This window comes from Kribbella sp. NBC_01245 (genome assembly GCF_036226525.1).
In the GTDB taxonomy this organism is placed as follows: Bacteria; Actinomycetota; Actinomycetes; order Propionibacteriales; family Kribbellaceae; genus Kribbella.
On record NZ_CP108487.1, the window covers coordinates 3617194 to 3639231 of the forward strand.

General features: G+C 68.0%; 20 protein-coding genes. 6 read left to right on the forward strand and 14 right to left on the reverse strand.

Annotated elements, in window-relative coordinates; all coding sequences use genetic code 11:
* Window positions 1-18: 18 nt before the first annotated feature.
* The 6 genes from OG394_RS15875 to OG394_RS15900 all read right to left on the reverse strand — a co-directional run bounded on the left by OG394_RS15875 (window position 19) and on the right by OG394_RS15900 (window position 6193).
* Window positions 19-1218 carry a family 16 glycosylhydrolase gene (locus OG394_RS15875; protein ID WP_328996126.1) on the reverse strand — a complete coding sequence of 400 codons (1200 nt, stop codon included), beginning with the start codon at window positions 1216-1218 and terminating at the stop codon, window positions 19-21.
* Window positions 1219-1288: 70 nt separating this feature from the next.
* Complete coding sequence (locus OG394_RS15880; protein WP_328996127.1) at window positions 1289-2158, reverse strand: SMP-30/gluconolactonase/LRE family protein; 870 nt, start codon at window positions 2156-2158, stop codon at window positions 1289-1291.
* Window positions 2142-2981, reverse strand: coding sequence for a carbohydrate ABC transporter permease (locus OG394_RS15885; protein WP_328996128.1), 840 nt, complete (start codon window positions 2979-2981; stop codon window positions 2142-2144). The genes OG394_RS15880 and OG394_RS15885 overlap by 17 nt, the downstream gene beginning before the upstream one ends.
* A complete protein-coding gene (locus OG394_RS15890) occupies window positions 2978-3940 on the reverse strand; it encodes a carbohydrate ABC transporter permease (RefSeq protein ID WP_328996129.1) in 963 nt (320 codons plus the stop codon). The genes OG394_RS15885 and OG394_RS15890 overlap by 4 nt, the downstream gene beginning before the upstream one ends.
* Window positions 3941-3944: 4 nt before the next feature.
* Window positions 3945-5393 (reverse strand): ABC transporter substrate-binding protein, encoded by a 1449-nt coding sequence (locus tag OG394_RS15895; RefSeq protein WP_328996130.1) that lies wholly within the window; start codon window positions 5391-5393, stop codon window positions 3945-3947.
* Window positions 5390-6193 (reverse strand): IclR family transcriptional regulator, encoded by an 804-nt coding sequence (locus OG394_RS15900; protein WP_328996131.1) that lies wholly within the window; start codon window positions 6191-6193, stop codon window positions 5390-5392. Before OG394_RS15900 ends, OG394_RS15895 begins: the two co-directional genes overlap by 4 nt.
* A gap of 120 nt (window positions 6194-6313) precedes the next feature.
* Between OG394_RS15900 and OG394_RS15905 the strand changes: the two genes are divergently transcribed.
* From OG394_RS15905 to OG394_RS15920, 4 genes are read left to right on the forward strand one after another with little or no spacing between them, the layout of a single operon-like run.
* Entirely contained in the window at window positions 6314-7234 is a 921-nt protein-coding gene (locus OG394_RS15905; protein WP_328996132.1) for a dihydrodipicolinate synthase family protein, read from the forward strand.
* Window positions 7234-8352, forward strand: a complete 1119-nt coding sequence (locus OG394_RS15910) for a mandelate racemase/muconate lactonizing enzyme family protein (RefSeq protein WP_328996133.1) — start codon at window positions 7234-7236, stop codon at window positions 8350-8352. The genes OG394_RS15905 and OG394_RS15910 overlap by 1 nt, the downstream gene beginning before the upstream one ends.
* Window positions 8340-9080, forward strand: a complete 741-nt coding sequence (locus OG394_RS15915; protein WP_328996134.1) for an SDR family NAD(P)-dependent oxidoreductase — start codon at window positions 8340-8342, stop codon at window positions 9078-9080. The genes OG394_RS15910 and OG394_RS15915 overlap by 13 nt, the downstream gene beginning before the upstream one ends.
* Window positions 9073-9717, forward strand: coding sequence for a YesL family protein (locus OG394_RS15920; RefSeq protein ID WP_328996135.1), 645 nt, complete (start codon window positions 9073-9075; stop codon window positions 9715-9717). The genes OG394_RS15915 and OG394_RS15920 overlap by 8 nt, the downstream gene beginning before the upstream one ends.
* On the opposite strand, the gene OG394_RS15925 is transcribed toward OG394_RS15920, so the two are convergent.
* Entirely contained in the window at window positions 9653-10453 is an 801-nt protein-coding gene (locus tag OG394_RS15925) for an IclR family transcriptional regulator (RefSeq protein WP_328996136.1), read from the reverse strand. The genes OG394_RS15920 and OG394_RS15925 overlap by 65 nt on opposite strands.
* Window positions 10454-10594: 141 nt before the next feature.
* Between OG394_RS15925 and OG394_RS15930 the strand changes: the two genes are divergently transcribed.
* Window positions 10595-11131, forward strand: a complete 537-nt coding sequence (locus tag OG394_RS15930; protein WP_328996137.1) for a helix-turn-helix domain-containing protein — start codon at window positions 10595-10597, stop codon at window positions 11129-11131.
* On the opposite strand, the gene OG394_RS15935 is transcribed toward OG394_RS15930, so the two are convergent.
* The 3 genes from OG394_RS15935 to OG394_RS15945 all read right to left on the reverse strand — a co-directional run bounded on the left by OG394_RS15935 (window position 11107) and on the right by OG394_RS15945 (window position 12009).
* Window positions 11107-11313 carry a hypothetical protein gene (locus tag OG394_RS15935; RefSeq protein WP_328996138.1) on the reverse strand — a complete coding sequence of 69 codons (207 nt, stop codon included), beginning with the start codon at window positions 11311-11313 and terminating at the stop codon, window positions 11107-11109. The two genes, OG394_RS15930 and OG394_RS15935, sit on opposite strands and share 25 nt — an antisense overlap.
* 151 nt (window positions 11314-11464) lie before the next feature.
* A complete protein-coding gene (locus OG394_RS15940) occupies window positions 11465-11701 on the reverse strand; it encodes a hypothetical protein (RefSeq protein ID WP_328996139.1) in 237 nt (78 codons plus the stop codon).
* Window positions 11674-12009: a hypothetical protein gene (locus OG394_RS15945; RefSeq protein ID WP_328996140.1), complete on the reverse strand. Its 336-nt coding sequence runs from the start codon at window positions 12007-12009 to the stop codon at window positions 11674-11676. The genes OG394_RS15940 and OG394_RS15945 overlap by 28 nt, the downstream gene beginning before the upstream one ends.
* A gap of 16 nt (window positions 12010-12025) precedes the next feature.
* Here OG394_RS15945 and OG394_RS15950 point away from each other — a divergent pair, with 16 nt between their 5' ends.
* A complete protein-coding gene (locus OG394_RS15950) occupies window positions 12026-12640 on the forward strand; it encodes a hypothetical protein (protein ID WP_328996141.1) in 615 nt (204 codons plus the stop codon).
* A gap of 19 nt (window positions 12641-12659) precedes the next feature.
* Here OG394_RS15950 and OG394_RS15955 read toward each other — a convergent pair whose 3' ends face one another.
* Genes OG394_RS15955 through OG394_RS15970 form a run of 4 tightly spaced genes read right to left on the reverse strand, consistent with a single transcriptional unit; the run spans window position 12660 to window position 21991 of the window.
* Complete coding sequence (locus tag OG394_RS15955) at window positions 12660-14867, reverse strand: beta-glucosidase family protein (RefSeq protein WP_328996142.1); 2208 nt, start codon at window positions 14865-14867, stop codon at window positions 12660-12662.
* 25 nt (window positions 14868-14892) lie between these two features.
* Entirely contained in the window at window positions 14893-17088 is a 2196-nt protein-coding gene (locus OG394_RS15960) for a DUF6351 family protein (RefSeq protein WP_328996143.1), read from the reverse strand.
* Window positions 17085-18896, reverse strand: coding sequence for a CocE/NonD family hydrolase (locus OG394_RS15965; protein WP_328996144.1), 1812 nt, complete (start codon window positions 18894-18896; stop codon window positions 17085-17087). Before OG394_RS15965 ends, OG394_RS15960 begins: the two co-directional genes overlap by 4 nt.
* Entirely contained in the window at window positions 18893-21991 is a 3099-nt protein-coding gene (locus OG394_RS15970; protein ID WP_328996145.1) for a glycosyl hydrolase, read from the reverse strand. The genes OG394_RS15965 and OG394_RS15970 overlap by 4 nt, the downstream gene beginning before the upstream one ends.
* Window positions 21992-22038 lie beyond the last annotated feature (47 nt).

The window sequence follows — 22038 nt, forward strand, 5'->3', positions numbered from 1 at the left end:
GCATGGAAGGGAGCCGAATCAGAGGCGGACGAATTTGATGGCGTCAGCGCGAATACAGCCGGGGCCGTCCTTGTCGATGCGGACGATGTACGTGCGGCCGCCGACCAGAGAGAGGTTGCGGAGCGGAACCCACTCGCTGCCGCTCACCGTGAGATCGACCCGCATTCTGGCAAGCGCCGTGCTGCCGTCCCACACGGTGACGAGAGCGTCGGCCTGCCCGCCGGTCCCGCCTACTCGGTAGAAGGAGGCGGCATACGAGCCGGTGGCCGGAGGGTTGAGCGTCCAGCGACCGGCCGTACCGCTGTCGCAGGAGTAGCGAGCGGTCATGCCAGCGAACCCACGCAGGCTCGACGTCAACCACCCGGTGCCGATCTCGGTATAGCCGGCCGGCGCGTCGTTGTCCGCGTAGGCGTCACGCTCGTAGAAGCGGAAGTACTCGAACTGCACCTTGCCCGGAAGCGCGCTTGTGTCTACGAGATCCTGATCGTTGATCTTGAGAGCGATGGCGGTCAGCCACACGTTGAGGAAGTTGTGCATGTACGTGTCGGGCGAGTAATCCGTGTGCCACGCGTACTGGCCGTCGACGTAGAACGTGACGGAGTCTTCGCGCCACTCGAACCCATACGTGTGGAACGCCGCCGAGGTATCGAACCCGACCTCGTAGGGCCCCTCGCTGAGGTAGCCCTGGGTCCATGGGATGACGTTGTGCCGGATCATGGTCGGCGCGTGCGAGTCAACCTCGAACCCGTCGATCTCGGTGCGCGGGCCGTCGGCACTACCCGCCGCCCAGAAGGCCGAATGCCAGCCGCTACCGACATTCGTCTTCGCACGCGTCTCGTAGTAACCGTAGCGGAAGTTGCGCTTACTGATCAGCCCGCCGCCCGTGTAAAAGTCGCCGGTATCGCCGGACAGCGCACAGTTACGACCGAACCGGCCCTTGGGACATAGGTGGATGGTCATGATGCCGTCGCCGACGGTGACGTTCTCCGGCCGCTGCACACTCAAACTCTTCGTATCCGTACGGAAGCTCCACCGGCTGCTGTCCACCGACGTGCCGCTGAACTCGTCCGCCCAAGCGAGCTGGTAGCCGGTCGGCACGTAGTCGGGCCCGGCCACCGGATCGGCTGCTGCCGGTCCGGTCCCGGCCAGCGTGGCGGCGGTCAGGGCGAAGGGGATCAGAACAGGTGAGGCCAGGAATCGGGCCGGGCGGAGGGTCATCGGGCGGCTCCCAACGTTTCAGATGTGGGGCGACTCTATGACGAAGTGATTTCAATGTCCATAGTACGGATTAGACATCCGCATAATGCATGCCCTGCCATGGGCGGGTGGGCGGGCCGCTGACACCGACGTCGGCCGCGAAGAGATGTCCACTGCCGGCCGGGGGCTGATCGAGCCCGAGGGACGCGGTCGTGATCACCAGCGTGCTGCCCTGGAAGCAGACGGCGGTCGGTCTGGGGACGGGTAGTTCGACCGTGGCAAGGAGTTCCCCGGTCGGGGCGTAGCGGCGTACTTCGCTCGCGTCCCACACCGCGACCCAGACGCAACCGTCGTCGTCGAGGACCAGTCCGTCGGGGTTGCCGCCACTGATCTCGGCGATGGTGGTCCGCCGGCCTGGCCTCCCGTCATCCAAGGTGATGGCCTCGAGGCGGCGGCGCGGGAGGGTGTCGACGAAGTAGAGGGTGTGGCCGTCCGGGCTGAAGTCGATGCCGTTGGCAACAGTCAGGCCGGTCATCATCGTCTCGGCCTGGCCGTCCGGCGAGAGCCGGAAGAGGGCGGCGCGAGGTTCGCGCGGGATGGCCTGCGAGCCGGCCCAGAAGCTGCCGTCCGGGTGGCAGGCCCCGTCGTTCATCTGATCCTGGCCGCTGGTCAGCCCGCTCACCAGGGTCGTCACTGTGCCGTCATCGGCCAGGTGCGCGAACCCGTCCCGTACGGCGAGCGCCCAACCGGCGCCTAGAGAAGCCAGGGGTACCGCGACCCCCACCGGGCGGCCGATGTCGTAGCTCCGTACGACTGCCAGCACCCCCTCGGCCAGGCGGCCGCGATGCACGTGCCCGGCCTTGATGTTCACCCAGATCAGCTCACCGGTTCTGGCGTCGAGCCGGGGAGATTCTCCTTGGATATACGAGTGTGCGGAGATGCGGTCAGCTTTTGACCGCACCGGCGATCCCCTCGACGAAGGTCCGTTGCAGGAACAGGAAGACCACCACGACCGGGATCACGCTGATACAGGCCGCAGCCGCGAGCCCGGTCCAATCGGTGGTGTCCTGGCCGTAGAACCCGTACATGCCGACCCCGAGCGTGCGCAGGTCCGGGTTGCCCAACGTGAACACGAGCGGGATGAAGAAGGCGTTCCACGCGCCGATGAAGTTCATCAGCGCGACCGTGCCCAGCACCGGCTTCGCCAACGGCAGCATCACCCGCCAGTAGGTGCGGAGATACCCCGCGCCGTCCATCCGCGCGGCCTCCTCCAACTCCTTCGGGATACCGCTGAAGAATCCCATGAACAACAGCACCGGTACGACGAGCGCCGGGCCGGCCTGGGCCAGCGCGGCACCGAGCAGACCGTTGCCCAGCCCGATGCCGTTCACCAGTACGAACGTCGGGATAATCGTGTATCCGTGCGGGATGAACATCGTCGCGATCAGGATGCCAACCAGGATCTTCTTGCCGGGCAGGCCCGGTCGTGCCAGCGCATACCCGGCGGTCGAGGCCACCAGCAGGACGAGGATCACCACCGCGATCGAGAAGGTGATGGTGTTCGCCGTGTAGGTGCCGAACTTCGCGGTCGTCCAGGCCCGCCGGAAGTTCTCCAGCGTGGCATCGTTCGGCATCAGGGACAGTCCACCGATCAGCATCTCCCGAGGGGTCTTGAAGGCCGCCGAGACCATCCAGACGAACGGATAGACCCAGACCAGACACAACGGGATCAGCAGCAGGTGCCAGATGTTGCGCCGGGCAACAACCCGCCAGCGCCCGGTCATCGGTCACCTCCCATCCGGCGCTTCAATAAGGGAGCCTGCAGCACCGTGACGACCAGCGTCAGCAGGCCGAAGACCACCCCCGCCGCAGAGGCGAACCCGTACCGAGGCGCCTGCAGCGACGGGTCGAACGCGTACCGGTAGATGTAGGTCGGCACCACGTCGGTGGCGTAGTCCGGGCCGCCTTCGGTGACGGCCCGGACCAGGTCGAATGTATTCAGGCTGCGCTGGAAAACCAGCAGCAGGATCACGATCGCGATCGGCATGACGACCGGCAAGGTGACGAACCGCAAAGCCCGCCAGAACCCGGCCCCGTCGATCGCGGCCGCCTCCTGCAGGTCCCTCGGCACCGTCTGCAACGCCGCGAGCCAGTAGATCAAGGTGATCCCGAACCCCTTCCAGACGTCGATCGACAGCAGCGTGGGCAGCGCGATCGATGTACTACCGAGGAAGTTGACCGGCTGGTCCACCAGGCCGGTGTCGAGCAGGATCCGGTTCACCAGCCCGCCGGCCGGGTCGAGCAGGATGGCGATGACGATCCCGATCACGGCAGTGGTCGCGACCACCGGCAGGAACAGGACCAGCCGGTAGAGGTTGCGGAACCGCAGCCAGCTGTTGTTCAGCAGGATCGCCAGCACCAGGGCCAGTGGCATCTCGATGAAGATCGCCGCCAGCGAGAAGACGAACGAGTGCCAGAACGCCCGCCAGAACGAGTCGGCCCCGAGAACCTCGCGGAAGTTCGCGAGGCCAACCCAGTCCGTCGGTGAGCCGACGCCGTCCCAGTTGAAGAACGAGTACCACCAGCTGGCGATCATCGGCCACACGGTGAAGCCACCGAACAGCAGCAGCATCGGGATCAGGAACACGAAGCTCCACAGGTGCTTGCGGAACCGTCCCGGTCGGCGAGGTCCGCGCTCCGCGACCGGGACCTTTCCGAGCGGACGCTCGACGGTCGTCGTCATGCGGTCAGCCTCCCGGCGTGTAGTCCTTGAGCGGGTCCCAGCCGGAGAAGGTCAGATCCTTGGCGGACGCCTCCTTGCCCTTCGCCGTCAGGTCGGCCGACGTTTTGTCCAGGTAGGTCTGCAGATCCTTGTCGAGCTTGGCCGCGGCCGGCGCGAACGGCTGGTTCTTGATGATCGAGCTGAACGCGGCGTCGGTGTGCTTCAGGTCGGGGTTGGCCGCGAGCGCGTCCGTCATCGCCCGGCCGCCCGCGGTCGCTAGCGCCGGGTTCGGCGCCCGCCGCATGCTCTCCTGCGCGACCTTCAGGATCGCGGCCTGGTCCGGGTTCTTCTCCGCGTCGGCCTTCCAGGCGCTTTCGAGGGCGGTGAGCGTGCCGAACTTCTTGTAGTAGGCGTTGTGGAAGGCCTCCGAGGCGAGGAAGTCCATCACCTTCCAGCTCTCGGCCTTGTGCGTCGACTTGGCCGACATCGACCAGAGCGGGCTGAACGACTTGGTGATCGGCAGGTAGGCGCCACGGCCGGCCGCGGGCACCGGCAGACCGGTGATGCCCATCTTGATCTCGGGCGCCAGCTTGCGAACCTCGGCGACATGCCACGGCGGCGTCGGGTACATCGCGAGCCGACCGGCGGCGAACTCCTTGAAGGCGCGGCTGCCGTCCCAGCTCTCCCACCCCGGCATCATCACCTTCGCGGCCTGCATCCGGCGGTGCAGCTCGACGGCCTCGACCAGTCCCGGGCTGGAGGTGGCGGGCTTGCCGGTCCGGTAGTCGATGCCGGTCGCCGGTACTGAGTACGGGACGGCTGTGTCGGCGAGCATCTCGACGCCCACTGCCTTGGCTGCGGTCGGCGAGTATCCGAAGTACTTGCCCTTGCCGTCGGCACTGACCTTGGTGGCCATCTGCTCGAGCTCGGTCCACGTCTTCGGCGGGCCGTCGAAGCCGGACTTCTTCAGCAGATCCTCGTTGTAGAGGAAGACTCGCAGCGTCGACCACGGTCCCCACACCAGCGGCAGGCTCATCAGCTTGCCGTCGCGGTGCAGGCCGGAGGTGGCCGGGTCCATGCTGCCCTCGGGGAACTGCTTCAGGAAGTCCGGCGTGACGAACTCGTCGAGCGGCGCGACCCAGCCGCGGGCCGCCATCCGGTCCATGCCGTCGTCCTGGGCCCGGAAGACGTCAGGAGCGTTGTTCTGCTGGAACATCAGCTCGACCGCGTTCAGCTGCTGGTCCGACGGGTTCTCCAGCACCTTCACGGTGATGCCGGGGTTGGCTTTCTCGAACTCGTCGAACTGCTGGCGGTAGAACTGGCTGGCGCCGGGCGGATCCGGGACCAGCGCGACGGTGACGGTGACCTTGCCGGTGGCGTCGCCCGAGTCCGGGCTGCCTCCGACCAGGTTGCACCCGGACAGGGCGAGCGCCACCGCGCAGGTGAACGCGGTGAGTGCAGGGCGGATCTTCATGATCGGCTCCGGAGGTTGTGGCGCAGGGGCGCCGGGGTCTGACGGTCGGTCGGGCCGTGGTGGCCCAACTGCGAGTTGATGGCGTCGGCGGTCTCGACCACGAGGCGGGACAGCTCCTGCTCCCGACCGGGAAGGTCGACGACGCTGGACGGACCGGACAGGGACAGCGCGGCGACGACCTGACCGGTGCGGTCGCGAAGCGGCGCCGCCAGGCAGGACCGGCCGAGCGAGAGTTCCTCTGTCTCGGTCGAGTAACCCCGCCAGGCGACCTGTTCCAGTGCGTCACCCAGTACGTCGTGGTCGGTGATGGTGCGCGGGGTGTATCTCTGCAGCTCCCCCAGCAGGTCGCGGCGAGCCTCGACTCCCAGCAGCAGGCACTTGCCCAGCGCGGTGGCGTGCAGAGGGTTGCGGCGGCCGGTCAACGCGAACGACCGCGGCGCGAGGTGCCCCTCGAAGTTGCAGAGGTAGAAGGCGTGATCACCACGCCGTACTGCGACGTTCGCGCCGAGTCCGGTGGTCGCCGCGAGCGACTGGGCGTGTTGCCGGGCCGCGTGGTGCACGGGGTGACCGTTGAGCGCGGCACCGGCCAGTGTGATCAGGTCGGCGCCCAGCCGGTACTGCCCGTCCGCGTCGCGCTCGACGAAACCGGTTTGCTCGAGGGTGCTGAGCAGCCGGGAGGCAGTGGACTGCCGGAGGCCGGCCAGCTTGGCGACCTCCGTGACGCGCAGGGCGCCCAGACCCGTGAATGCTCGCAGCACGGCCACAGCGCGCTCAACGCTCTGGTTCGTGTCGGCACCCATAACTGCATCCCCTGCCTCGAATCATGGACGTTGTTATCCACTATGTGGCAGCCTTACGCACATGATGGATCTCGTCAAGCATCCATCGGATGATGAATACCGATCACCGAGGAGCACCCTGTGACCCACCCCGTCCAAGGCCTGGTCCCGATCCTGGCCACGCCCTTCCATCCCGACGGCAGCCTGGATCTGCCGAGCCTGCGCCGGCTGACCGGGTTCCAGTTGGCCAGCGGGGTCGACGGCGTTGCCGTGCTCGGCATGGCCAGCGAGGCGTTCGCCCTGACCGCGGCCGAGCGCCGGCTGGTCACCAGCGCGGTAGCCGAGGTGGTGGCCGGCCAAGTGCCACTGGTGGTCGGGGTCGCGGCGACTTCGACGGTGACGGCAGTCGAGCAGACCACGGAAGCAGCGGCAGGTGGAGCCGTCACCGTCATGGTGTTGCCGCCGTACATGGTCCCGGCGAGCCCTGCGCAGCTCCCGTTGTTCTATGCGGCCGTGGCCGCGGTCGGCCCTGAGGTGATGGTGCAGGACGCTCCGGGTGTCACCGGGGTGGCCATGTCACCGCAGCAGATCGCCGAGCTCAGCAGCATCCCGGGGGTCACGTCGGTGAAGGTCGAAGCACCTCCGACCGCGCTGAAAGTCGCCGCCGTGGTGGATCGCCTCGACGAGCCCGGCTTCGTCGTCCTGGGCGGGCAGAACGCCCAGTTCCTGCTGGACGAACTAGCAGCCGGCGCGGTCGGCTCGATGCCCGCCTGCGAGATCCCCGACCTCCTGTCGGCCGTCTTCACCGACTGGCGGGCAGGCCGCTACGACGACGCCCGGGCCCGGTTCGACCTCCTGCTGCCGCTGCTGGTGTTCGGCTTGCAGTCCGGGATCGCCTGGGCCGTGCACAAGGAAGTGCTGGTTCGCCGCGGACTGATCGAGCACGCCACGGTCCGGGTGCCGGCCCGTGAGCTCGACAGCAGGGCACGGGCGGGCCTGACTGCAATACTCGACCGGCTGGACCTTCCTGCCGGAACCACTCCGCTGACGGGGATTCGCTGATGCCGACCATCATCGACGTACAGGTTTTTCCTCTGGTGCTGGGAACAGACCGCGCTTACACCACCAAGCCGCCGTGGCCGAGCATCTACGCCTCGGGACGGGAGGCCCTGCTGGTCAAGCTGACCGCGGACGACGGCTCGGTCGGCTGGGGTGAGGCGTTGGCGCCGGTGGCTCCGGAGGTTCCGGCCAAGATCATCGAGCTGCTGCTGAAGCCCGCCCTCCTCGGAGCCGACCCGACCAGGGTCCGCCCGCTCGTCACCGCCCTTCGCGCCCTGATGCGGGAGCGGGGCCACCTCGGCGGACACCAGGGCGACGCGGTCGCCGCGATCGATGTGGCGCTGTGGGACCTGGCCGGCCGGATCGCCGGGGTGCCGGTGCACCAGTTGCTCGGCGGAGCCCAGCGGGAGGTAGTACCGACATACGTGTCGGGGCTACCGGGGAAGAAGGACAGCGAGCGGGTTGCCATCGCGCGGGAGTGGGTGGACCAAGGCGTACGGCAGGTGAAGCTCGGACTCGGCTACGGCGTGCGGGCCGACCTTGCGACGGTCGAGGCCCTCCGCAACGTCCACGACGACTTGCTGGTCGCTGTCGACATCCACGGCGTGTACGAAGTCGCCGAGGCGGTCCGGCTCGGCCGGGGACTCGACAGTCTCGGCGCCTGGTTCCTGGAGGCGCCGGTCGGCTTCGAGGACGTGGCCGGGCATGCAGAGGTGGCTCGGCGCATCGATACGCCGGTCGCGATCGGAGAGAGCCTGCGGCACCGGCAGGAGTTCAAGCCGTGGCTGGTCGGCGGTGCCGTCTCGATCCTGCAGCCCGATCCTGGCCGCACCGGGATCACCGAACTGCTGGATCTCGCGGCGGTCGCCGAAACCTGGTTCACGCCACTGGCCCCGCACCACTCGTCCGGGCTCGGGGTCATCATGGCCGCGAGCATCCATGCCTCGGCGGCGATCGGGAACCTGCTGGCGTACGAGTTCCACCCGATGCTGTTCGGGCCGGTGAACGACGTCCTGGTGACGCCGTTGGAGCCAGGCATGCTCGGGTTCGCCGTACCGGCCGGGCCGGGGCTCGGCATCGAGGTCGACGAGGATGCCGTGCGCGCGGCGTGCATCCGGTGACCCGCCGCGCCCTGGTGATCGGGGCCACTACGGCCATCGGTACGGCGATCGTCGCCGCGCTGGTCGCGGATGGCTGCCGGGTCGCCGGCGCTTCGCTGGAGGACAAGCCGGTGGATGGCCTCGACCTGCATCTGGCTGCTGACTGCTCCGATCCGGTAAAAGCGACCGAGGTGGTCGAGCAAGTGGTGGCCGAGTTCGGCGGGCTGGACGTCCTGGTCACCGCGGCCGCACGGATGCCGCTCGAGCCGGCCCACCGAACCACGGATGCGCAGTGGACCAGCGCCCTGTCGAACACACTCGACACCGTCTTCTATCCGGTCCGGGCCGCACTGCCATACCTCTTCGAGAGCAACGCGGCCGCAGTGGTTGCCGTGTCGTCGGTCAACACGCTGGTCGCCGCTCCCTGGACCGCCGCCTATACAGCAGCCAAGGGCGGCGTCGATGCCCTCGTCCGCCAGCTCGCAGTGGACTACGCGGCCCGCGGAGTCCGGGTGAACGCAGTAGCGCCCGGCATGGTCGGTGGGGAGTCGTTGCCGGATGCCGCAGCGGGTTACCCGATAGGCCGCACCATCAGGCCTTTCGAGGTTGCGAATGCCGTGGCATTCCTGGCCGGGCCGAGAGCGTCAGCCATCACCGGGGTGGTGCTGCCAGTTGACGGCGGATTGTCTGTCCTCTCCCCTGCCGCTGTCAGCCGGGCCGATCTGCAAGCCAGGTTGAGGGATGCCTGACTTTGAGCTGGCAGGGCGAGCCGCCCCGGTCTACCGATTGCTCGACTGGCCTGTGCGGCTTGCACTGGTCACATTGCTGTGGATCGTGGGCGTTGCGGCCGGCCTGTTGATCGCAGGACTGGCTCCCGCGACACTGGCGGCCCACCATGTGCTGCTGGCTTACCTGGATGAGGTCGAGGTGCGCCCATGGTCCCGGTTCTGGAGGGCGTGGCGTGAGTGGTTCGGCCGAGGTCAGGTTGTACTAGGCCTGCCTCTTGCGACTGTCTGGGTCCTGCTGTTCTACCTGTCCACTGCACGACAGACGGTGCTGGCCCTGCCCCTTTCGATGGTCCTGCTCGGCTACCTGGTCACGTTGTGGCTACTGCCTGCCGCAGCAGCTACGGTCGGCCCACGGTCGGCGAAAGCCCTGTGGGCGTTGACGATCCACCTCAGCTGGCGCCACCCAGGACCACCACTCGCGGTGGCCGGCGTACTCGCCGTACTGGCTGTCGGGGCCTGGTACGTCGCACCGGCCGCACTGCTATTCGGCCCGGCCGCCGCCGGGCTTGCCGCAGTACTGGTGGTGCGGCGGGTCAGCTCACCGCGGCCGACGCGTGGTAACCGAGGCCCGACGAGATCTGGTCCGCCTGCTCGATGACCTGCATGGCCAGGGACTCCTCGCGGTGCGGCAAGTCCATCGCCGACAGCGGGCCGGATGCCGACAGGGCTGCGACGATCGCACCCGTTCGGTCCCGGATCGGCGCGGCCAGGCAGGCACGGCCGAAGGCCAGCTCTTCTACTTCCAGGGCATAGCCCCGCTCTTGCACCAGCCGGAGCATCTTCTCCAACTGGGCATGCGCCGTCACGGTGTGCGGCGTGTAGCGGGCCAGGTCCTCGCCAAGCAGCTCCTGCCACTCCGCACGTGGCAGCTCGCTGATCAGCGCCTTTCCGATGGCCGTGGCATGCAGCGGACCGGTCCGGCCGACCAGGGTCGACGACCGACCGACCGCGCGGCCCTCGAAATGACACAGGTAGAACATCTCCGCGCCACGCCGCTCGGCCACATTGGCACCCAGGTTGAGGTCGGCGGCCAGGTTCTGCGCGACCTGCCGGGCCTGCTGGTGCACGGGCATCTCGTTCAGCCCGATACCGGCCAGCGTGATCACCTTCGGCCCGATGCCGTACAGGCCGCTGCGCTGGTCGTAGGCGAGGAAACCGAGCGCCACCAACGCAGCGACCAACCGCGACACGGTGGACTGTCCGAGCCCGGTCGCCGCGACCAGCTCGGAGACTCGCCGCTGCGGATGCGCCTCGGTGAACTCGGCCAACAGCGACAACGCCCGCTCGACACTCTGCGTCCCCGGTCCCGCCTCACGGCCGATCGCACGCGCCACGACTCACCCCTCCTAAATTATGGTTCCCTCATCCACATCGTAGATGGCCGAGGGATCGCATTCCAGCAAACGCACTCTTCACGCCTCTAAACTGACGGAGATGGTTGACACTCGGGCCTCTTGATCACTGAAGGAATTCGGGTGAGTGAGTTGAACCACCAGGCGCGTCGGCGTCTGGCGGTCTTGCATCATGTCGAGGAAGTCAGCGGCAACGTGGCCATGACCTGCCGGTACTACCGCATCAGCAGCCAGACCTACTATGCCTGGCTGCGCCGCTACGAGACCGAGGGCACCGATGGTCTGCGTGACCGGTCCAGGCGGCCGCGGTCCAGCCCGAATGCAACTCGTGCCGAAGTCGTCGAGAAGATCATTCATCTGCGGTCGAATTACCACTTCGGGCCGCAGAAGATCGCCATGTACCTCAAGCGATACCACGACGTCACGATCAGCACGTCTGGCGTCTGGCGTCTGGCGTCTGGCGTCTGGCGTCTGGCGTCTGGCGTCTGGCGTCTGGCGTCTGGCGGATCCTCCACCACCTGGGCATGGGCCGGCTACCCGCTTCCCAGCGTTACAAGCGCCACGAGCAACGCTGGAAGCGTTACGAGAAGCAGCGCCCCGGACACGACGTCCAGTGAAGCCCTAAAGCCGGGTATTCACAGCACCTCACCGCGGGTCTGATCGAGCGGCGCGAGTTGGAACCAGCGCTGGCTGGGTGGGACGAATTGCAGCACGATCGCCGCGACCGCGAACACCGCGGGCAGCAGCGCGAGGCAACTCGCGCCACCCATCATCAGCAGCACCAGTCGTACGTCGCGACCGCTTGCGAGCAGCGTCCCGAACTTCCGACCACCAACGGCCACGTAACCCTCACCCTCGACGGCGCACCACGCATCTACTACGGCCTGGCACCCCAAGCAAAGCGCGGCACCTACACCCTCGCCGGCTGCCGGCCCGGACGGCCACGCAGGTGATAAGCACAGAGCAGCGGGTCCAGCCAGGTCGAGGCGCTGCTCACAGGGTCACCTCCCCATGCTGGGTAGCCGGCACACCGTAGACAATGGTGCGGGCCTGCACATCCTTGGTCACGACCGATGCGGCGCCGACGAGGGCCTGTTCGCCAACAGTGACGCCGGCGAGGATGACCACACCGGAGCCGACCTTGCAGCCGTAGGCGAATGACGGAGGCAGCAGCGGCTGCTCGTGGTCCGGATCGCGCCAGATCAATTCCTTGTCGTTGATGGTGCGCACCCCGGCGCCGATGCCCGGTCCGAGATCACGGTGTCGGCGGTCAGGTGCGACCCCGGCGAACAACGCACCCCATCGCCGATGACACAGCCGCGCTCGATGGTCAGGTTCGCCGCGAGCTGGCTGCCGGAGCCAACCCTGACGTTGGTCCGCAGCAGTGTGTTGTGCCCGATCGTGGTGTCGTCACCGATGGTGGCCCCTGCATAGATGCTGGCCCCGGGAGGCAGCACCACCCCAGCGCCAACCACCGTGGATGCGCCGGTGCCCGGGTAGACCCGGCGTACGGCATATCCATACTCTGGCTCGCCCACAACGGTCCGGCGCCCGATGCGGGTGTCGCGGCCGACCGTGGCGCCGCCGTGCACGATCGCGAACGCGCCGACGGTGACGCGACGATCGACGGATGGTGCCGAGCATGTCGGCCGGCAGGAACACTGCAGTCGGGTGGTCAAGCAGGTCGAGCCGCTGCCTCCGTCGCCGCCGGACGCTCCGGTGACCGAGCAGTTCACCATCGCCGCCGGCGACCCCGCCAACGTCGTCGATCCAGGCGTGACCGGCACCGAGTTCGTCAACACCTGCAAGGCTCCCCCGACCAGCCAAGACACCGACGGTCACGTCACCACCCTCACCGGCGAGTCCGGCGACGGCGCCCACGCCATCTCGGTCGAGGGCGCAGGCGTCGGCACCTGGGACCTGGACCGGTACTTCTACAACTCCACCTGCCAACTCCTCGGCCAGGTCGCGACCTCAGCGGCCGACGAAACCGGCATCATCCCCTCCAACACCAAGTACGTCGTCACCCACCTCTTCCTCGGAGCGGCCTTACCAGTAACCCTCACCATCACCGACACCCACAAGTGGTTCCGCGACATCTCCGCAAGTCGGTGGCATCCACCGCGGTCTGACGGCGGTCGTCGATCAGCGCCCGGACGGAGGCTCTGATCGACGACCGGCGAGACCCCTAGCAGTCCACGGTGCCGTGCCCCCCGCTGATAGTGCTTTGCAGCGGTAGGTGGCGGGACGAGGAGCCGACCTGTACGTCGTAGCAGCCGGGTGCGACTCGCCAGTCGCCGGCCTCGGTGCTCCAGTAGGAGAGGGCGCGCTCGTCGAGCTGGAAGGTGACCCGCGCACTGTTGCCTGGGGCAAGGGTCACCTTCTCGAATCCCTTCAGCTGCTTCGGCGGCTGCTCGACGCCTACCGCCGGATTGGGCAGGCCCAGGTACAACTGCGGCACCGCGGTCCCGGTCCTCTTGCCGGTGTTCGTCACCTTGACGCTCACTGACGCCGCCACGCGGCTGCCAGGCGTACCGCGGGCAATCCGCAGATCGCTATAGGCGAACGAGGTGTACGACAACCCGTACCCGAACGGGTACGCCGGTGTCACGCCGCGAGCGTCGTACCAGCGGTAGCCCACCAGGACGCCCTCCTTGTAGACGGCGTTCTCCAGCACACCAGGGTAGGCTTCAGGATCGCCGCCGGTGGTCGGCAGATCCCGTTCGCCCCGCGGGAAGGTGACGGGCAGCCGGCCGCCGGGGTCGACGTCGCCGAAGAGCACCCGGGCCAGCGCGGTGCCACCTTCGGCTCCCGGGTACCAGGCCTCCAGCAGGCCGCGCACTTTCGATCGCCAGGGCGTGAGCACCGGACCGCCTGTCTCCAGGACGACGATGGTGTTGGGTTGCTTGGCGGCTACCTTTTCGATCAGCGCGTCCTGGTCGCCCGCTTGCCCGGAGTCGATGTCGAGCGAGGCCTTGTCTGATCCTTCGGAGGCCTTGTCGGAGGCGAAGACGACGGCCACTTCGGCGGCTGCGGCGACCGAGGCCGCGCGGTCGGCGTCGCTGCCGTCGTCGTAGGTCACCTTGTCCGCGCCCACTCGGCGTTCGATGCCCTTTCGGGGTGTTGTGAAGGAGTATGGGTCGATCTGGGACGAGCCGCCGCCGGTTTTGAACTGCTCGGCCTCCTCGCCGATCAGGGCGATCCGGCCCAGCTTGGTCGCGTCCAGCGGGAGGATGCCGTCGTTGCGCAGCAGGGTGATCGCCTGCTCCGCTACCTCCCCTGCGGTTCGGGCGTGGCCCGGCTTGTCGATCCGGGTCTCGTCGTCGGCGTACGCCGGTCGGTCGAAGAAGCCGAAAGCGAACAGCGTGCGCAGGATGCGGCGCACGTGCTCGTCCACCGCGGCCGAGCCGGCCTGGCTGGTCAGCAGCGCCCCCTTGACGGCCAGCGGCGAGTAGCTCAACCCCGGCCAGGGCTCGAAGTCGAGGCCGTTGTTCAGCTGGTTGGCAGTGCTGTGGGTGGCGCCGTAGTCGGCCAGCACAAAACCCTTGAATCCCCATTCCTGTTTCAGGATCTCGTTGAGCAGTCGCTGGTTCTCGCAGGCCCACTGACCGTTGACGCGGTTGTACGAGCACATCACCGAGCCGACGCCTGCCTCCTTGACGGCCGCCTCGAAGGCCGGCAGGTAGATCTCCCGCAGGGTTCGGTCGTCGATCACCGCGTTGGTGGTGAATCGGCTTCCGATCAGCCCGGTGAGCGGGGGGACCGCCAACTGTCCCTCCTGGTTGTTGGCGGCGAAGTGCTTGACGTTGCCGATCACGCCCTCGCTCTGCGCACCGCGGAGCCAAGCAACTCCGGTTCGGGCCGAGAGGTACGGATCCTCGCCGTACCCCTCGAAGGTCCGGCCAGCCAGTGGAGTGCGCATGATGTTGACGGTCGGCGCGAACACGACGTCGTTGCCCTTGTGCTTGACCTCGTTACCGACAACGGCGCCGTGGCGCTGCGCCCATAGCGGCGAGAAGGTGGCGGCCAGGCCGAGCGGGGACGGCATCGCCGTCGCCTTGCCTTGCCTCGGGCCAGCGGGTCCGTCGCTGTAGAACGTCGTGGGCAGTTCCACCCGCTCCACCCCATCGCTTGTACCGGTGTGAGTGCCTTCACCGCCGAGTACGCCGAACAGGTCGTCGCCGGCCAGCAACGACACCTTCTCGTCGAAGGTCAGCAAGCCGAGCAGCCTCCCGGCCCGCTCGTCCGGCGACAGTGTTGTGTCACACCATGGATGGTCACCACACCTCCCGGTGCTCGGCGTCGCGGTCGAACCGGACGCTGGTGGCGCCAGGGTCGCGAACACGAGCACCGGTACGGCGACCAGCCCCACGCGAGCCATCGACGGAAAAGACATCGGGAACCACCTTTCTCGGTTGGTGCTATTCCATCGGTGACGAGACAGGCGCTTGTCCGAGCGCACGCCCGCCGGGCCCGTCGGTGTACGAGAGCCACGCGATAGCTGGTTGCTTCCCGACCGCGGGCTTCCGGTAGTCACACACCCCCGACGGGAAGGCGGCTTGGAGACGCTGCCACTGCGCATCGGTGAAGCTGACGCGGTGGTCGGCACGGTCGAGCGGCTTGAGCTCGCACTTCAGGACGTCGTCGGACAGCGGGCCACCGGCTGCGATCCGCGGGTCTCCGAAGTACGGGAACAGGGCCCGGCAAGTCGCCTGGTCGGTCACCGGGCGACCCTCGAACCAGCAGGTGTCGACGGCGGCCGCAGGCCTGTGCAGCCGCACCTTCTCCTCGAGTGGGAGGCCGCTGGGGTCCGCCTCAATCCGCCTCAGCCACTCGTCGACCAGGTCGAAGGCGGTGGTGAACGAGGTGGGGTCTGGAACCTGCGGTCTCAAGCCGGTGAAGATCACCTGATTGTCATGATGCCCGTTGACACGGTCCAGCCGCGCGCGCATCTCGTAACTGTGGAAATCGGCGTGGATCTCGTAGTTGTCGTGACCGCGGACGTCGAGGATCGGCACCTTCGCCAGCTCGCGCCCCTGGTTCAGTAGTCCTGAGCGATAAGCGACGTCCAGGGCCGCGCGATCGGCGGTGCTGCGCTGCGGCTGGTGCTTCCAGTCGACGTCGAGTCCGCCGAGCTTCTCGTTCAGGTCGACGAACTGCTCAGGAGTGATCGTTCCCGACTCCAGTGCCCGGAGCCCGTACTGGACACCCACATTGTCGTACTGGCGGTTCGCGAACCCGTCGGAAGCGCGGCGCCCGACGATCGATACGAGGTAGTCCTGCAAGGTACAGCGCACCCCTTGCCCGTTGGCCTGGGCATCGTACACCTGTTCGGCCGGCAGACCGCAGCCGGTCGCGTTGGAGGGATCCATCCAGGTGCCGGCGTAGTTGCCGACGACCGGCGTGCCGAGCCCGTGCGGTCCGTCGAACTGCGTCCGGCAGCCGAGCGAGCCCAGCGTGCCGAGGACGGCGCTCCGCTGTGTCTCGAGGAGCCACAGGTGTGGGGACACGGTGTCGAAGTAGCGCATCAGCAGATGGCAGTCTTCGGCCTCGTTGACCACCGACCAGGTGTCCGGGAATCCGCTCACCGGCTGGAGCCCGTCCAGCAGCCCTGGGTAGGCCGCCGCGATCAGGTGTTGCTGCATGGCACCGCCCGAGCCGCCTGCACCGATGGTGTAGCGGATCTGCCCGTAGGTCTCGGTGATGTGCTCCTTGAGCATCATCACCGCCTCGGCCGAGACCACCGGGTTGCACTGCTCCCCCAGCTTGTTGAGGCTGCTGGTCGCCACCATGAACCCGCGCGACAACCCGACTGCCGCGTTGCCGTTGCCGAGTATGCTGCCGAGGGCCTCGTCGAGACCGGGATCGATCAGGCCGCCGAGGTCGGGATCGAGCTGTACGCCGCCGAGGACGTCGATCGGTTCGGCCTGTCGGTGCCAGGGCTTGCAGTCGCCGCCGAAGGGCCAGATCAGCTTGCCGTTCCAGCCGGACTGTGCAGACCACGGCTCCCAGGGCCGATCGGGGTCGTACAGTACGCCGACGGCGTACGTGCCCCGGTCCATCGTCCCGGTCTCACGCCGCACGATGAAGGGGACGTTTTCGCCGCGGTCGGTCGTCGTACGGGCTATATCGGCCGGTGGATGCTCCACGTCATACGGCCGGAAGCCGGGCTTCAGCGGATCTGTCGACTTGTAGAAGAAGTCGAACCGGGTGGCGGCGTCGCAGTCGGTCGTGCAGAGCCAGGGCTGCACCTGTGGTCCGGCGAAGACCGGGCCGCCGATCGGGTGGTTCGTGATCCTGATGCGGGCCGCACCGCCCGGACCTCGCGCGGTCAGTTCGTTGCCTCCGACCCGCAGTCCGTCGACCAAGCCGAGGTAGCGCCCGTCCGCGCGGACCGCGAAAGAGTTGGTGACGTCCCTGCCATCCAGGGCGACCCGCATCCGCGCCGGATCCGCACCGATGGGCATCAGCACCTGGACCAAGGCGTTACCACCAGAGATCAGATCCGCCCGGTTGGACAGCACCCGGATCCGCACGCCCTCCGCGGCGGTCGACGGCAGACCTGTGATGCCCAGCATCGCCAACACCGCGACCAGAACGGCCAATGACCGCTTCATCGGATCGCCTCCGTCCACGACGTCGCGCAACGAGCCGGTGGCTCACCGAAGGGCAGCAGCGGAACCGAACGCTGGCAGCGAGCGGGAATCAGCGGCACGAGCACACTGGAGGCACCACGGTGGATGGTCACCGCACCGGCACCGCCCAGCCGTACATCGACGCTGCTCCCGGCCACCGGCAGGATGTCGAGCCGGATCCGATGCCCGGACCGGAACACGTTGGACAACGGCGCCACCTCGACGAGGTACTCGACCGGTTGCGCCAAGGGGACCGGCTGGACCGTGTCGAAGCGGTGCCAGGGCCGGACGACCTCGCCGGCGGCGTTGCGCAAGGACTTCTGCTGGTCGACCTGCCGGAGGGTCGCCCGCAGGTGGCCGTCGCTGATCCATTCGCTGCGGCCATCCGGCCAGACGTCGGTCAGCCGCACGGCCCAATCCAGGTCCGGCGCGGTCGATGAAGCGACCAGTCGCAGCGTGATCGGTCCGGTGAGCTCCACGTTCCGGGTGAGCTCCGGCGTCGTGTACGTGAGCCCGGAGCGCTCGTCGTCGCGCTGGTCTGTTCGCGCCGCGCTGCCGGCGAGCCAGGCCGTGGTTCTGAAGTCACCTCGCGAGTTGGGGAACGAGATCACCGGCGCGACATCGGCCCCGATCTCCGGAGGTACCGCGCTGAGCGTGCCGTCGTTGAGCGACGATGCGGTGCCGCTCGGGCCGCTATCGAGGTAGAGCCGGGTCCAGTTCGTGCCAGGCAACGGCCAGGATGCCTCGTTTCGCACCAGCGCCTCACCCGCGCGCCATCGGGCGTTGCTGCCCGTCGTCGTGGCGACGACGACCCGCGGGTCGTGCTCGGCGCCGTTGTCGTCACCCAATCCGTAGTGCGCGACGAACCGATCCACCTGACGACGTACGAGCTCAGCATGCCGGCCGTCGCTGGCCACTGCCGGCTCGACCGACGTGTGGCCCATGCCGAGCACGAGCCGCGCGTTGGGGGTCCGCTGGTAGGCGTCGAAGCTCTGCACGATGTCGTAGGGGTCGGTGGTGTACAGCACCGGGATGGTTGTCCCGGGCAACTTGTCCAGTGCGGACCGGGCCGACCAGAAGCCGTCGTTCACATCGTGGGCCTTGGTCGCCGCGAGCGCCGAGACGAAGGCTGCCTGCTGCTCGACCGGTATGGGATTGGTGCTGGTTCCAAGGCGTAGCCGGTCCGCCAGCGCGCCGAGGTAGCCGCTCTCGGTCCCGGCGAGATACACGCCCGGCAGTCCGTTGTCGGCGCCACCGCGGCGAAAGCAGCGGTACATGTCGGCGCAACTGGTGTAGATGACGGCCGCGCGCACCGCCGGTTCGCGGAGGCCGTGGTGCGCCGCGAACCCGGTGCCGGACTGACCGGTGAGCACGATGTCCCCGGTGCTCCACGGCTGGTCGGCCGCCCAGGCGATCACCTCACGGACGTCTCGCTGCGTGTCCGGCCCGGTCAGGTCGAACACCCCCTCGCTCGAGCCCGCCCCTCGGTAGCTCACATGCACGAGGGTGAACCGGTCGATGAGCTCCGGCGACAGGAAATGCGGGTAGTAGTCGCCGGGCAGGAACGTCGGGCACTTGTTACCGGGACGCGCGTAGGACTCGATCTCCAGGAGGACCGGCCGCGGCTTGTCCGGCGCCACCCGGCTGACCCAGGTGTGCAGCCGGACACCGTCCGACATGCTGACCAATTTCTCCTCACATACCCGGGCCGAGTCGGTCGCGGCGGTGGCGGCCGTCGCGGCCGATAGGGCAGCCAGTAACAGGCAGAGCACCAGCATCAGCCGCTTCATCGTGGTCCCTCCCCACGGGAGATCGAGGCCCGCGCGAAGGGGACCAGACGCACCGGCCCGAGCAAGCCATACGGCTGAGTCGCGGGTTGTGCCGCTATCGTCAGAGGTCTTGGATCACCGCGTACCGCAAGTCCGGCGAGCCGGTTCTTCAACGTCGTGGCCAGCACGATCTCGAGATCGTTGCTCCCGGCCCGGATGAACTCGCTCACGTCGAAGCGGCGACCGGCAACCGCGTCCGGCGCGACACGCTGACCGTTCATCGACACTTTGATCGCACCATGAACCAGGCCGAGATCCAAGAAGGTCCCCCGGTTGGACGCGACCCAGCTCGACGGCACCATCAAGCTCGTTCTGTAGGTGCCAGTACCTGAAGCACGCGAGAGCTCCGAGATGTCGCGCCAGTCGGCGAGCTCGGTCAGCTCCAGGTCGTGTGGGGTCGGGCCGTTCGGTCCCACCTCGTCGACGTGCAACGACCAGCGCGCCGGTGAAAGCGGTTCTGGCAACTCCGGCATCGTGACCTTGCGCTCCGAGCCGTCGCTGAGTCGGACCGAGTGTGCACCCGAGCTGGTGTCTCGCAGTTCGAGCCCACCGTCGCGGGATACGACCTCCCCGGCATCGGCCGACACCGCGTGCAGCTGCTGGGAACGGCCGTGCCGGAAGGCCAGCACCTTCGTCTCTCCCGGTCCGAGTTCGAGCGGTACGACGACCCGGTCGCCAGTGGATCGGTAGCGACCGAGCGGCTGGATCTCGCCCGTCCACATATTCAGCTCCGACAGCGCGCCACTGGTGCGGAAAGAGCCGTCGAAGCTCACCGCGGTGGTTCCCGCGTTCCACAAGTACCAGTAGTCGACGCCGTCCGTGCGCCGGTGGTTCGAGTACACCGGAAGAGCTCGCGACCAGCTCGCCGCAGGGGTCACACCCGCGTCCGCCAACGCACCGAGTACGCCTGCCTGGGCGGTGGAGCGTCCTACCGTAGGCATGGCGAGCATGCGCTGGACGGCGGCACGCACGCGGGTGTCTTCGTCGGTGGCGGCGGCGTACCCGGTCCCACGGTCCGGCAGCGCCCCGACGAACACGACCCGCAGGCCCTTCTCGGCCTCCCGGGCGATCGCCTCCGCCACCGTCGCCGGCAGCGCGCGCTCGTCGATCACCAGCGCGCGGTACGACGGTCCGCCCGGGTACAACACACCGTTGCCGGCGGCACCCGGTTCGAGCAGCCCCTGCGGGTCGACGTACTCGAAGGTGAATCCGGCCCGTTCGAGCGGTTCGCCATCGAAGAGCCGGGACGGCTTCAGCTTCAGCGTGTCGTCTACCAGCTCGCGCCCATCCGGAGTCGTGAGCACTTGAGCCGGTAAGGCCGGGTCGACCTGGTGGTTGAGCGCATCGGTGGCCAGAGCCGCGAAGCTGGCCGCACTCGTGAGGAACCCGTCCCGGTACACCGCGAGATCGACCTGCGGGCGCCCCTGTTGTAAGACGAGATTGCCCCGCGCCCAGTAGTCGGTCAGCGGCCGCCACATGCTCCACTGCGGGAAGTTCCGGTGGTTCCAGCTGTCAGAGACGATCCCGAAGAACTGGCTGCGCCCGGGCCATGCGGACCCTGGCGGCTGGTAGGCGAACCCGTGCAGGATCGGCGTCGTGACGCCGGCGGCCCACTGCTTGTCCATCACGGCCTTCAGGTCCGCAAGGCCCGGCTCGTACTCGCGCCAGAACATCGCGCCCAGCTCGCTCGAGATCTCCCGGCCGCCGCCCTGATGTACGCCGCCGACGACGCTGCGGTAGTGATCCATCGCGAACCGCCAGTTGGTGTCGCCGAGCATCGCCGGATCGCCGGCGTTCAGCGACTCGTCGTCGGCGATGCCACCGGCCTTCGCCACCTCGCGCGCGCTCCGCGTCACGTCAAGCGCGGCACCGAAGGCCGGCTGGGTCCGGAACCGCATCCCATGAGTCCCGGCCCATTGCTGGAACGGCTGGATGTGTTCGTCGACATACAGGTCGGTCAGCGTCTGGAAATAGTCGTGCCGAACCCGCTCACCCGCACCACCGGGCAGGTCGAAGTCCGCCGCCGGCGACTTCTCCAGCACCGGATAGTGGTGGATGCCCTGGACGAACAGCAACGGCAAGTACTTCCGTACGTCGTACCCACGCCGCCGGCGGAACTCGTCGGCGAACCGGCCGGTCCACATCACCTCGGCGACGTCGAGCTCGAGCGAGTCCTCGAAGAAACTCCCGCCCGTCCCCGGCAGCAGCGAAGCGGTGTCACCGAGCATGTTCGCGTCGAGATAGTCCACCACCGCCCGGGCGGAGTCCGCGTTGAAGTGGTCCATCACATTCTCGGTGGCCGGTCGTTGCCAGAACCCGAAGAGGACCCAGTGCCCGGGCGGCACCTTCCAGGAAAGGTTGCCTGCAGCATCCACCGCGCCGGTCAGGTCAACCAGGGACGCCGGGTCGAGCACGGTGCTGTACATTGGCGCGGCCGTCGGACCGGTCGGCGTGAGGTTCGGCCCCAGCAGCGGCACCGGCACCGGAGTGCCCGGGAGCACGACCCGAGCCGCGGTGACGGCATACAGGGTCCCAGCCGTCCCGTCCCCCGGCCCCGGCGGCGGGCCGGCGTACACCGAAGGACCGAGCAGGTCGCGTCGGCCGTACTGCAACTCCTGCTCCGACAGCCCCGTGCTCTTGTCGACAGCGGGACTGCGGACCGGCCACGCGGCTCCCATCGTCATGTCCAGGCTGATACCGTGCCGGTCCGCGGCCGCCAGCGAGGTCCGCAACATCTCCCGCTGCGCCTCGGTCGCCCAGCCCTCCTCGTTGAACGCCACCTCGACGCCACCGAAACCCGCCTTCGCGACCTCCTCGATCTCGGCGGCGAACTCCCCCGCGTCGTAGGGAGTGGCCCACCACCACCGGGTCTTCGGCCGGAACGCCGCCGGCGGGTTCGCGAAGGCGGCCGGGTCGAGCAGCGGGTCCGCTATCGCCGTGCTGTCCGCGGTCGTTGCCGCGGCCGCCGATACCTGCGGGCCTGTTGCCGGCAACACCGCGGCGAGCAGGGCGGCCGTCACCGCCACCGCTGCCGTCCATCGCATTCTCGAGCTCATGCCGACTCCTGTGATTCATCCGAAGCCCTCAGCGGACCCGGCCGGTA